Here is a 12994-nt window from a genome sequence, read left to right as displayed (position 1 = left end):
AATGATTACAACTGAAATTAAACGAGTGAAAAATCATATTAATGGTGAGTGGGTAGAATCTACTGGTACAGAAGTAGAAGCAGTTCCAAATCCGGCGACTGGAAAAATTATCGCTTACGTTCCATTATCTCCGAAAGAAGATGTTGAAAAAGCTGTTGAAGCGGCAAAAGCAGCATACGAAACATGGTCTAAAGTACCAGTTCCGAATCGTTCAAGACAATTGTATAAATATTTACAGCTCTTACAAGAAAACAAAGAAGAGCTTGCAAAAATCATTACGCTAGAAAATGGTAAAACATTAACGGATGCAACTGGTGAAGTGCAGCGTGGTATTGAAGCAGTAGAACTTGCAACATCAGCACCAAATTTAATGATGGGACAAGCTCTACCGAATATTGCTAGCGGCATCGATGGATCGATTTGGCGCTATCCAATTGGAGTTGTTGCTGGTATTACACCGTTTAACTTCCCAATGATGATTCCATTATGGATGTTCCCACTTGCAATTGCTTGTGGTAATACATTCGTATTAAAAACATCTGAAAGAACGCCACTTTTAGCAGAGCGACTTGTAGAGTTATTCTATGAAGCTGGTTTTCCAAAAGGGGTATTAAATTTAGTACAAGGCGGAAAAGATGTTGTAAATAGCATTTTAGAAAGTAAAGATATTCAAGCTGTTTCGTTCGTTGGATCTGAGCCAGTAGCTCGTTATGTATATGAAACAGGTACGAAACATGGGAAACGTGTACAAGCGTTAGCTGGTGCGAAAAACCATGCGATTGTTATGCCAGATTGCAACCTTGAGAAAACGGTGCAAGGTGTAATTGGATCTGCATTTGCGAGTAGTGGAGAGCGCTGCATGGCATGTTCAGTAGTAGCAGTAGTTGATGAAATTGCTGATGAATTCATCGACGTACTAGTAGCAGAGACGAAGAAGCTAAAAGTAGGTGACGGTTTCCACGAAGATAATTATGTTGGACCATTAATTCGTGAATCTCATAAAGAGCGTGTATTAGGCTATATTAATAGCGGTGTAGCCGATGGAGCAACTTTATTAGTAGATGGCCGCAAAATTAAGGAAGAAGTTGGAGAAGGTTACTTTGTAGGGGCAACAATCTTTGATGGTGTAAATCAGGAGATGAAAATTTGGCAAGATGAAATTTTTGCTCCAGTATTAAGCATTGTAAGAGTTAAAGATCTAGAAGAAGGTATTAAACTAACAAATCAATCTAAATTTGCAAATGGTGCGGTTATTTATACGTCAAATGGTAAACATGCACAAACATTCCGTGATAACATCGATGCTGGTATGATCGGTGTAAACGTAAACGTTCCAGCACCAATGGCATTCTTCGCATTTGCAGGAAACAAAGCTTCATTCTTTGGTGATTTAGGTACAAATGGTACAGATGGCGTTCAATTCTATACACGTAAAAAAGTTGTAACTGAGCGCTGGTTTTAATAAAGAGTAGATAGACAAATCAGTTGTTAAATGAAAAACACCACTCTAAAGATGTGGTGTTTTTCTTCTTGTTAATTACTTTTTTCAAAAGCTAGTTTAATGCCAAAACCAATTAAGACGATTCCTGTTAACCCTTGAATATAACGTTGCGTCTTCGGTTTTTTCATAAAAGCACTAATTTTATCAATTAAAAATATATAAAAAGCGAACCAAATAACTGTTAAAACGAGGTAAGTAAGGCCCATTACGAGAAGTTGGATAAACGTATTATGGTTTGGGTTTAAAAATTGCGGTAAAAAAGTTAAAAAGAACACTGCAATCTTAGGGTTTAATAAATTCGTAAGAAACCCTTGGCGAAAACAAGAAGTATGCTCGTTTTCATGATTCAAAGATATATCGTTCGTATCAACGCCTTCTTTATTTCTCACCGCTAAAAGGGCTTTAATACCAATATAAATTAAATATAGGGCTCCAACGTACTTGAAAATAGAAAATAAAAGAGCTGACTTTACAATAAGTGCGGAAAGGCCGATCACTGCTGCTAAAGTATGAATTAAAAGTGCAACACATGTACCGAATACTGTTTTCACTCCACCCATCTTACCAGCAACTAATGTGTTTTTCGTGGCCATTGCAGTATCAGGACCGGGTAAAATAATAAGACAAATAGACATAATGATGAAAAGAAAAAAATTTTCAATCATAGTCGCTCCTCCTTTTTAATTTTTAGAATATTTTATTAAAAATAGTGTAGCACATATTTCGATTTAATAAAATTAAATTTTATTAAAAATTATTAAATAGGAAAGAGGCTATATAGTCGTGTAATTACACGACTATATAGCCTAGATTTTATCCCGTATGAACGGGCGATTGGTGAGGGATAAAAATAAGCGTGCGATGAACCCCCACTTATTAAAGTTTCACTTTATGCGTTAAGTAAGTTAAAGAACCGATTTACATCTTCTTCTGAAACATCACTTAACTGCTTATATTTATAATTCGGATTTTGATCTTTATCAACGACAACGGATCGTACGCCTTCAAAGAAATCCTCATGTCTCATGAAATTCTTAGCAAGTACAAGGTCGGTAGCGAAACATTCTTCAACGGACTTATCGTGTCCATCAATAAACTGTTTTAGTGTTACTTTTAGTGAAATAGGGGATTTTGATAATAGTGTTTCTTTCGTTTTTAAAGCAAAGGAGCTTTGATCTTTCTCCAATGAATGGATGATTTCTTCAATTGAATCGTAAGCAAAATGTGAATTGATTTCTTCTAATGAAGGAGCAAGCTCGCTTTCTAATTTTGAAGTAGTTGCAAATGTACCAATGACTTCTTTTAAATTAGTATGTACATCATCTTCTTTATGCCAATTTATACTTTCCAGTTCAGTAAGGAAATTTGGTAATGAATCAGATGTCATAAAGTAATCAGCAGCGTTTATAAATAATACGTCAGAAGCTTTTAAAATAGCTGCTGTTAAAGCAACATATCGGCCAGCAAACCCTGGAGCTTTATTTAAGAAATAAGCAGCACCGACGTCTGGGAAAAAGCCGATATTCATCTCTGGCATTGCCCATTTCGTACGCTCAGTTACAATTCGATATTTCGCACCATTTGTAAGACCGACACCACCACCCATTACAATTCCATCTAAACAAGCGATAATCGGTTTTTTATATTGATAAATATATGTATCAATTTCATACTCTTCTTCAAAAAAACGTTCCGCATGCTGCAATGCAACTTCATTTGAACGTGCTTCATAAAGTGTTTTAATATCACCGCCTGCACAAAAACCTTTTGTACCAGCTCCTTTTAATACGATAAGCGCAATACGTTCATCATGTTCCCACTCTTTCAGTTTTTGCCCAATTGGTTGTAACATGTCATAAGATAAAGAATTAAGTGCTTTTGGACGGTTTAAAGTAATTGATGCAACGCCGTTTTCACTAACAGAAAATAAAACGTGTTCAGTCATGATTCATCCTCCCTTACATATCTTCTTATTCTTAATTCTTGATACGTACTGAAATGTCCTTTATAAACTTTGTCTAAAGTTGGCGATACATGTTAATTTACCCAATGCATATTTTGACGAGTTATATTTGCAGGATTTCTGAGGTTGAAAATGAATATTACAACATTACTGTAATTGTAATTATTTGAATTTTTCATGATAAACACGCTATTATATATGTGTAAATTGTATATACTCACTTCGAAAAGAGTATTTGAAGTGAGTATAATGAAAGAAAAATTGCTTTTCATTAGAAATAGAGAAAGGAGAAATCGGAATGACAGGACCTTTACTATTGGCGGTGATTATTTTGTCTTCTTTAATGATAGGGATAACTCAGTATTTTCATCATACAGATACGACAGAGGAAGTGAAGGATAAAGTACGGCTTGTATTTCCGATTTTTATCATATCTATTTCTTTTTGCATTCTATTAAATAAGGATGGGTACATTGTCGCAGTATTTTCCTTTTTTGTAGCAATCGTTTTCATTACAGTTTTATATTATGTAATGAAAGACTTTATACAAAAATAAAGATGTCGCAGTAGGCATTTTTATTTTTGTAACGAATAAAATTTCACATACCGTATTATATGTAAAAATAAAAACATTTAGAAATAGAAAAGTGTGTACTTTGCCGTGTATTTACTTGTCAATCTTGCATAGCCAATATACTATTAATAATGTAGAGAGAGACTAGAAAAAGGGGTTGTATCTATCATGAAATTTGAGATGCACACAAAAATTATTTCAAATGAAAAAGAAGTAAGATTACATATAGAAGAAAACATATTTCAATTAAAATTGGATGGTTATCACTTATTTACAGTTCAAGAAATATTACCTTTATATAAATCAAATGAAGAAAGAATTGGTAGTGCAATGATACAAAAGTTAGAGTGGGAAAACGGAAAAACTACAATAAACTATCAACTCGTATCACTAAAATCAGTAAATTAAAAGGAGCAGGAAACCATGAAGTTATTTCATACAGCGGATTGGCATTTAGGAAAGCTTGTTCATGGCGTGTATATGACTGAAGATCAAAAGATTGTATTAGATCAGTTTGTACAAGCTGTTGAAGAAGAAAAACCAGATGCCGTAATTATTGCAGGGGATTTATACGACCGAGCAATTCCACCTACGGAAGCAGTAGACTTATTAAATGAAGTGCTGCAAAAAATAGTGATTGATTTACAAACACCAGTTATTGCGGTTGCAGGTAACCATGATAGTCCTGATCGTATTCATTTTGGTAGTAGTTTAATGAAGAAACAAGGATTATTTATTGTGGGACAGTTTCAATTTCCATATGAGCCCATTATATTAAATGATGAATATGGCGAGGTTCACTTCCATCTCGTTCCATATGCGGATCCAAGCATAGTTAGACATGTATTGAAAAACGAAGACGTACGTTCTCATGATGATGCGATGCGTATTTTTATGAATGAGCTTTCTGAAACGATGGATAAAGAAGCTAGACATGTATTTGTTGGTCATGCATTTGTAACTTCTGCGGGAGAAGCGGAGGAGAATACAAGTGATGCAGAACGACCACTTTCAATTGGTGGTGCTGAATATGTAAATAGTCATTATTTTGATAAGTTTCATTACACAGCGCTTGGACATTTACATCAAGCGCATTTCGTACGTAATGAGACAATTCGATATTCAGGTTCACCACTTGCCTATTCTATTTCTGAAGAAAAACATAAAAAAGGATATTATATTGTAGAACTGGACGAGCAAGGAGAAGTAACAATTGAAAAAAGGTTACTTACACCACGCCGTAAAATGCGAACAGTAGAAGCGAAAATAGATGAATTATTACACCATCCAGTAAGTGAAGATTACGTGTTTGTAAAATTATTAGATGAAAATCCTGTCTTGCAGCCAATGGAAAAAATACGCTCTGTATATCCAAATGCAATGCATGTTGAAAGATCCATTCAAAGACGAGAGTTCACGGAGTCAAATGAAGTAACTGTTTCAAGACATAAAACGGATGATTTATCACTATTAAAAGCTTTTTATAAAGAGATGAAAGGCTTAGATTTATCAGAAGAGAAAGAACGTCTATTTGTAGAAGTATTACAAGCAGTGCAAGAACGGGAAGGTGAACGAGGATGAGACCGATTCAGCTAATAATGACAGCATTTGGGCCGTATAAACAGAAAGAAGTAATCGATTTTGATGATCTTGGAGAGCATCGTATTTTCGCCATTTCTGGAAATACTGGAGCTGGAAAGACAACGATTTTTGATGCGATTTGTTATGTGTTATATGGTGAGGCAAGCGGAGAAGAACGTAGTGACACGAGCATGCTTCGCAGTCAATTTGCTGATGATAATACGTATACAAGTGTAGAACTAACCTTTCAGTTAAAAGGGAAACGTTATGAAATAAAACGACAACTTGGGCATAAAAAACAAGGGAATAAGACGATTACGGGACATGCTGTAGAATTATATGAAGTGAATGATGAAGAGAAGGTTCCAGCTGTTGATCGTTTCCATGTAACGGATGTAAATAAAAAAGTAGAAGATTTAATTGGTTTAAGTAAACATCAATTTAGCCAAATTGTTATGTTACCACAAGGGGAATTCCGAAAACTATTAACATCTGAGACAGAAAACAAAGAAGAAATTTTGCGTCGTATTTTTAAAACAGATCGTTATAAGTTAATGCGTGAGTTACTTGATCAAAAACGAAAACAATGGAAAGACGTCTTACAAGAAAAACAGAAAGAGCGAGAGCTATATTTTCGTAATGTTTTTAAATTACCAATCCGAGATGGAGCATTATTAGAGACATTAGTGGAACAAGAGCATGTAAATACGCATCAAGTAGTAGAAGCATTAGAACAAGAAACAGCTGTGTATAAGGCAGAGGTTGAGCAATTACAAGTAGAACAAGATGTTCAAACGAAGCAATTAAAGGATGCTGAAACACGTTTTCACGCAGCGAAGTCTGTAAATGAGAAATTTATAGATTTACAACAAAAGAATGAGAAATATAATACTTTACAAGAAAATCGTACAGTTATTGAAATGAAAGAAACATCTTTTAAACGAGCGGAACAAGCGAAGCGCTTATTACCATTTGAACAATGGTACGAAGAAGCAATGCAAAATGAGCAAAAAGCTGAAAGTTTGTTAAAACAAATTATCGCCAAAAAAGAAAATATAACGAATAACTTTGAACTTGCTCAGGAGAAATATGAAGCAGTAAAGAATAAAGAACCTGAGAGAGAAAATGCAAAAAAACTTGTTCAAAGATTAGAAGAGTTACAACCGATTATTGCATCATTAGCTGAGAAACAGTTGAATTTACAAAATGCAGAAATTCAAATAGGAAAATTAAAAGAAAGTATGCAAAACTTAGATCGACAATTAGATGAGCATACAAACCAAAAACAGTTAATGTCAGGTGAATTACAGCAATTAGAGCGAGCACTTGAGCAATATGTAGATAAAGTAGAAGAACTAACGAATATGCGAGAAGATGCAAAAGTTTTAAAGCAAGCATATGATGTATGGCAAGAAAAACAAAAATTCGAGCAAGAAAAAGAAGCAGCATATAATAAGATGCAATTGGCAGTTAATGCATATGAAAGTATGGAACGTCGCTGGTTAAGTGAACAAGCTGGTATATTAGCTCTTCATCTACATGATGGTGAATCTTGTCCAGTATGTGGCAGCACGAACCATCCGAAAAAAGCTACAGAGCAAAGTGATGCGATTGATGAAAAAGAGTTAAATGATTTAAGAGACAAGAAGAATATTGCTGAAAAATTACATGTTCAATTAGAGGAGAAATGGAATTTCTATCATCTTCAATATGAACAGGTAATAGAAGAAGTTAAGAAGCGAGGCTATCACTCTGAAGAATTAGTTGAAACATACAGTGCGCTTGTTCAAAAGGGAAAACAATTAGCAACTGAAGTGAATACGTTAAAAGCAAGTGAAGAAACGCGTAAGCAAACAGCTGTGAAAATAAAAAGCATAGAAGAAAAAGTAGATGCACTGCAGAAAAAGAAGCGTGAGGTAGAAACAGAGCAGCACCGTACAGAAATGGAGTGTATGCAGCTTCGTACGTCATATGAACATGATAAGAAAAACATTCCTGAAAACTTACAAACAGTCCAAGCTTGGAAAGTTCAATTTGACCAAGCTATGCATGAACTTAGATTAATGGAGGACGAATGGAAGAAAGTGCAGGAAGCGTATCAACATTGGCAAAACGAAAATATACGTATTCAAGCAGAACAGGAAGGTGCTTTTAATCAATTTGAAAGTGCAAAATTGAAGAAAGAAGATACTTTTGCGCGCTTTATGAAAGAACTTGAACAAAGCGGATTTACAGATCAAATCACGTATAAAGAAGCAAAATTAAATGATGCTGAGATGGAGATGTTACAAAAAGAAATTCAAAGTTATTATTCATCTCTTGAAGTACTTGCAAAACAAATTGAAGAGTTACATGCTGAATTAAAAGATAAAGAGTATATGGATATTACAGCGTTAGGTGAACACATAACAGAATTACAAATTAATCTCGATATCATTAAAGAAAAACGTCAACGTGCGCAAAACGCTGTAACATATATTTCTGATTTACATGAAAATATTAGACGTATTGATGAGCAAATTCATGAGGAAGAAAAAGCTTTCCAAGAACTTGTTGACTTATATGAAGTAATGAAAGGTGATAACGAAAGCCGTATATCATTTGAACGTTACATCCTAATTGAGTATTTAGAACAAATTGTTCAAATTGCAAACGAACGATTACGTAAATTATCAAATGGACAATTTTATTTAAAACGAAGTGAACGAGTAGAAAAGAGAAATCGTCAAAGTGGATTAGGATTAGATGTATACGACGCATATACTGGCCAAACACGCGATGTAAAAACATTATCTGGCGGTGAGAAATTTAATGCCTCACTTTGCTTAGCGCTTGGAATGGCAGACGTCATTCAAGCATATGAAGGCGGTATTTCGATTGAAACGATGTTTATCGATGAAGGATTCGGTTCATTAGATGAAGAATCATTAACGAAAGCCGTAGATGCCTTAATAGACTTACAAAAATCAGGCCGCTTTATCGGTGTCATTTCACACGTTCAAGAGCTGAAAAACGCAATGCCAGCTGTATTAGAAGTAACGAAGCAGAAGGATGGGTGTAGTCAGACGCGGTTTGTGGTGAAGTAAGTTCCATTGTCATTCATACTTAAAGCATTGTTTGCGATTTTTTAGTATAGAACCTAAGGTAAAATAAATGCCACCTCTTTATAGAGGCGGCATTTATTTGTTATTCGCAATTAGATAATTCACCTATGAGTTATCTGTAGAAGGCGGTGTATTTTCCAAGCGATTATAAGTTTTAAAGGCTGAAATGGCCGATATAACACCACCTACTAAAAATAAAGCTGATCCACCGACCAATATGATACGACTGACATATGTTTCGCGCGCTTCTTCAACTTCTTCTTGTAACATTGTTGGCATTTGAAATCCCCCTAAACAACATTTATTTTGTAGATAGTATATACAAACGCCTAAAATATGTTAAAATCACTGGATAGTGTTATGAGGAAGTATATAGTTAGATGTGAATTGTTTGAAAAATCTTCATTATAAATATATGCTAACTTCACATAGAGCACATATTAACATTGTATTATGTATATGTACCAAATAAATAAAGTGAATTGTATTTCGTTCTGTTTTTAAAAATTTAAAATTCTATTATTTTTATATAAAGGTTTCACATCGGAGTTTTAAATATTTTGGAAATAGATCTAAATAAGAGGAATTCATATAAAAGGGGAATGTCTTATGACAACATATACGAGTGAAATGAGAAAAAGTTTAGTTTCAGAAGAAGATGTAGATATTTTAAAAATTATGGCGCACCCAATTCGATTACAAATTGTAAATGAATTAAGTACGAGAAAAACTTGTAATGTAACACAATTAACAGAATTACTAAACATTCCACAATCGACTGTTTCGCAACATTTATCAAAAATGAAAGGTAAAGTGTTACGAGCTGAGAGAAGAGGTTTAGAAATTTATTATCATATTAATAATTTAAAAGCGAGTAAGATTGTAAGTGTTTTAGGATATATAAACTAATGAAGTATTTTCATATAAAATAGCCGCTGCTGGTGAGCAGGGGCTATTTTTGTTGTGTTATTCCGCATGAGCATTCCGTAAACGCCCGGTTGGTGCGACTGATTAAAACTTAACTTTATGTATTCGTATTCATAATTTTATAGTTTTTATGATTTACAATTGTTCGATCAAATTCAAAAGTACCACCGCTTACATTTGTAATTTCAACTAAGACCGATTCAGTATAAAGTTTTAGTACAGATCCCGTAATCTTTAAATTATTTCGTTGAAAAAGTATAGTATCCCCTACGTTTGCTTTCATAGTACCTCCTCATTAAAGATAGAAATGTTTTTTTATTATATATATTAAACCACGTATAGGTATATTAGTGAATATTTAGTTTTATTTATCAAAAAATTTTTCTGTTTGTATCTAAAAAATTAAAATATCTCAATTTATAAATTCTATAGAATGAGACATAATTTTTATAAAAGAAGATGATAAAACAGTTGTAAGTCCTATTGATGCAAAACATTATAATAGCTACTTATGTATTTAATAAGTAGCTTTTTGTATTTCGTCCTTCGTTTTCTGTAACTGATTCCATGTTTTTGACGCTCTGCCTTGTAAGTGCTTACATAAGCGGGAACATCTTATACAATGAAGGTGTTAAATCAAAAGAGGTGGTCAATATGAACATAAAAAAAGAAAATTTAGCGAATAGCATTGAAATAGAAAGAGGAGGCGGAAAGGTATGAAAAAATCAAATGTTAATCCATGGCTTGTTGTCCTTGGCACAGTTATAGTACAAATGGGGCTTGGAACGATATATACATGGAGTTTATTCAATCAGCCTTTAGTTAGTAAATACGGTTGGAGTCTTAATGCAGTTGCTATAACTTTCTCAATTACTAGTCTTTCCTTAGCATTTTCAACTTTATTTGCGAGTAAATTACAAGAAAAATGGGGACTTCGTAAACTTATTATGATAGCTGGACTAGCATTAGGACTAGGATTAATTCTTAGTTCACAAGCTTCCTCATTACTATTGCTTTATGTACTAGCAGGAGTTGTTGTAGGGTATGCAGATGGTACAGCATATATCACTTCACTATCAAATTTAATCAAGTGGTTTCCAGAGCGTAAAGGTTTAATTGCTGGTATTTCTGTCTCTGCATATGGTTCGGGTAGCTTAATCTTCAAATACGTAAACGCACAGTTGATTGAATCAGTTGGTGTATCGCAAGCATTTATATACTGGGGTTTAATTGTTACAGCTATGATTGTAATTGGCGCTTGTTTAATCCATCAAGCTGCAGATCAAGGAGCAGTTCATGAAACAAAAACTCAAGAATATACAACGAAAGAAATGTTAGGCACAAAACAAGTATATTTATTATTTATTATGTTATTTACATCATGTATGAGTGGCTTATACTTAATTGGTATGGTAAAAGACATTGGTGTTCAACTTGTAGGGCTTAGCGCAGCGACAGCAGCTAATGCGGTGGCTATGGTTGCAATCTTCAATACATTAGGTCGTATTATTCTAGGACCGTTATCAGATAAAATCGGCCGTTTAAAAATCGTTACTGGTACTTTTGTTGTTATGGCGACTTCAGTCTTGGTTTTAAGTTTCGTAGATTTAAATTATGGTATCTACTTCGTATGTGTAGCAAGTGTAGCGTTTTGCTTTGGTGGAAATATCACTATTTTCCCAGCTATTGTTGGTGATTTCTTCGGTATGAAAAACCATAGTAAGAACTACGGAATTGTGTATCAAGGATTTGGATTTGGAGCACTTGCAGGTTCCTTTATCGGTGCACTTCTAGGTGGATTCAAACCAACCTTTATGGTGATCGGCGTATTATGTGTCGTGTCATTTATTATCGCAATTTTAATTCAAGCACCTAAGCAGAAAATAGAACAAGAAGAAGAGTATCACAGCGTAGCATAAGTATATAAATCTTCTATAACACTATGATTATGAAAAAGCATCCTGTTAAATAGGGTGCTTTTTTGAATTATGTTAACGAGACTATTTAACCTTTGGCAGCTTCTTGAGAAAAAAAAGAGTAGAATATCCGTTTGGATTATATTGGAATATAATGAATTGATACATCATATTCGAAACATTTATTAAATCTTAAATTATAAGGAAGACATTCATTTGTATTTGCAAGATATATTTTCAGAAAAATATTGAGAAAATATATACTCGAATTTTTGAAAAAGCATTGTAAATAAAGATATCTACAGTTTATCGTCTGCAATATTAAAAAGAGGGTTTTGAATTCTATTTATAAAGTAAGTACTTTTAATGCGTTTAAATGTGATTTTATTAAGAAGTATTAAAATATTTTATCTGAAAAATAAAAATAGGTTGACAAGTTTATTGAGAAAGATTATCATTTCGGTGTAAGAATATTAAATGAAAAACATTATCAATGAATAATATTTTGATGAAAAGTACACTTGACCAATTAGTTTAGTAAGTGTATTATTTTTTACATCAATAATGATAATCATTATCATTATTTGTTTAATTAGATTAATTTTCAAATGAAAGGATAGAGGAAATGAACTTAGGGGAATTTGATGGGAAAACGGTTTTAGTAACAGGTGCAGCCCAAGGTATAGGTAGTGTTGTAGCAAAAATGTTTTTAGAAAGAGGAGCTACAGTTATTGCGGTTGATCAAAATGAAGAAGGGTTAAAAGTACTCTTAAAACAAAATGAAATAAATAAAACACGTATGAAAACATTTCGTTTAGATGTAAGTGATAGTGCTGCTGTTGAAGATATAGTAAAGCGCATTGAAAATGATATAGCACCAATAGATATATTAGTAAATGTTGCAGGGGTTTTACGTATGGGAGCGATTCACTCTTTAAGTGATGAAGATTGGAATAAAACATTCTCGGTAAACTCTACAGGAGTTTTCTATATGTCCCGAGCAGTAAGTAAACAGATGATGCAAAGAAAGTCAGGGGCAATTGTTACAGTTGGGTCAAATGCAGCAAATACCCCGAGAATGGAGATGGCTGCGTATGCTGCATCAAAAGCTGCAACGACGATGTTTATGAAGTGTTTAGGATTAGAACTTGCAGCGTACAACATTCGCTGTAACTTAGTTTCTCCAGGTTCTACTGAAACTGAAATGCAAAGGTTACTATGGGCTGATGAGAATGGGGCAAAAAATATAATTGCTGGTTCTCAAAGCACATATAGACTCGGTATACCGTTACAAAAAATTGCACAGCCTTCAGAAGTTGCCGAAGCGGTATTGTTTTTAGCTTCAGATAAAGCAAGCCACATTACCATGCACAATTTATGTGTCGATGGCGGAGCTACATTAGGAATTTAATAAAAAATTTAGGGGGC

12 protein-coding genes are annotated in these 12994 nt (G+C 33.8%); 8 read left to right on the top strand and 4 right to left on the bottom strand.

The genetic code is table 11. The annotated features are described in order from the left end of the window. The first annotated feature begins 1 nt into the window (after window position 1). The gene (locus QCI44_RS16695; protein WP_016134425.1) at window positions 2-1462 is read left to right on the top strand and encodes a CoA-acylating methylmalonate-semialdehyde dehydrogenase; all 1461 of its coding nucleotides are present in this window, start codon (window positions 2-4) and stop codon (window positions 1460-1462) included. Window positions 1463-1533: 71 nt separating this feature from the next. Here QCI44_RS16695 and QCI44_RS16690 read toward each other — a convergent pair whose 3' ends face one another. Beyond that, window positions 1534-2166: a LysE family translocator gene (locus tag QCI44_RS16690; RefSeq protein ID WP_016087973.1), complete on the bottom strand. Its 633-nt coding sequence runs from the start codon at window positions 2164-2166 to the stop codon at window positions 1534-1536. Between the two features lie 224 nt (window positions 2167-2390). Next, window positions 2391-3446 carry an enoyl-CoA hydratase/isomerase family protein gene (locus QCI44_RS16685; RefSeq protein ID WP_016134426.1) on the bottom strand — a complete coding sequence of 352 codons (1056 nt, stop codon included), beginning with the start codon at window positions 3444-3446 and terminating at the stop codon, window positions 2391-2393. Between the two features lie 316 nt (window positions 3447-3762). Here QCI44_RS16685 and QCI44_RS16680 point away from each other — a divergent pair, with 316 nt between their 5' ends. The 4 genes from QCI44_RS16680 (at window position 3763) to QCI44_RS16665 (ending at window position 8705) form a co-directional block, all read left to right on the top strand. After that, window positions 3763-4020: a hypothetical protein gene (locus QCI44_RS16680; protein WP_016134427.1), complete on the top strand. Its 258-nt coding sequence runs from the start codon at window positions 3763-3765 to the stop codon at window positions 4018-4020. A 186-nt stretch (window positions 4021-4206) separates the two neighbouring features. After that, entirely contained in the window at window positions 4207-4446 is a 240-nt protein-coding gene (locus QCI44_RS16675) for a DUF2584 family protein (protein ID WP_000667347.1), read from the top strand. Window positions 4447-4461: 15 nt separating this feature from the next. Beyond that, on the top strand, window positions 4462-5619 hold the full coding sequence (locus QCI44_RS16670; protein WP_016134428.1) for an exonuclease SbcCD subunit D: 1158 nt from the start codon (window positions 4462-4464) through the stop codon (window positions 5617-5619). Then, window positions 5616-8705 carry an AAA family ATPase gene (locus tag QCI44_RS16665; protein WP_088084221.1) on the top strand — a complete coding sequence of 1030 codons (3090 nt, stop codon included), beginning with the start codon at window positions 5616-5618 and terminating at the stop codon, window positions 8703-8705. Before QCI44_RS16670 ends, QCI44_RS16665 begins: the two co-directional genes overlap by 4 nt. Before the next feature lie 123 nt (window positions 8706-8828). Here QCI44_RS16665 and QCI44_RS16660 read toward each other — a convergent pair whose 3' ends face one another. Next, window positions 8829-9002, bottom strand: coding sequence for a hypothetical protein (locus QCI44_RS16660; RefSeq protein WP_001142748.1), 174 nt, complete (start codon window positions 9000-9002; stop codon window positions 8829-8831). Between the two features lie 330 nt (window positions 9003-9332). On the opposite strand from QCI44_RS16660, the gene QCI44_RS16655 reads away from it, so the two are divergent. Beyond that, window positions 9333-9632 (top strand): ArsR/SmtB family transcription factor, encoded by a 300-nt coding sequence (locus QCI44_RS16655; RefSeq protein ID WP_000214798.1) that lies wholly within the window; start codon window positions 9333-9335, stop codon window positions 9630-9632. Window positions 9633-9747: 115 nt separating this feature from the next. Here QCI44_RS16655 and QCI44_RS16650 read toward each other — a convergent pair whose 3' ends face one another. Continuing rightward, window positions 9748-9933 (bottom strand): YkvS family protein, encoded by a 186-nt coding sequence (locus QCI44_RS16650; RefSeq protein ID WP_016087967.1) that lies wholly within the window; start codon window positions 9931-9933, stop codon window positions 9748-9750. A gap of 433 nt (window positions 9934-10366) precedes the next feature. Between QCI44_RS16650 and QCI44_RS16645 the strand changes: the two genes are divergently transcribed. Together QCI44_RS16645 and dhbA are read left to right on the top strand one after the other, a co-directional pair. Further along, window positions 10367-11569, top strand: a complete 1203-nt coding sequence (locus tag QCI44_RS16645) for an L-lactate MFS transporter (RefSeq protein ID WP_016087966.1) — start codon at window positions 10367-10369, stop codon at window positions 11567-11569. A gap of 622 nt (window positions 11570-12191) precedes the next feature. Further along, window positions 12192-12977 carry a 2,3-dihydro-2,3-dihydroxybenzoate dehydrogenase gene (dhbA, locus tag QCI44_RS16640; RefSeq protein WP_088084220.1) on the top strand — a complete coding sequence of 262 codons (786 nt, stop codon included), beginning with the start codon at window positions 12192-12194 and terminating at the stop codon, window positions 12975-12977. The last annotated feature ends 17 nt before the right edge of the window (window positions 12978-12994 follow it).

The organism is Bacillus cereus group sp. RP37 (assembly GCF_040459695.1).
Lineage (GTDB): Bacteria > Bacillota > Bacilli > Bacillales > Bacillaceae_G > Bacillus_A.
The sequence above is the reverse complement of the archived record's forward strand: the minus strand, read 5'-3'. Positions and strand labels throughout refer to the sequence as shown.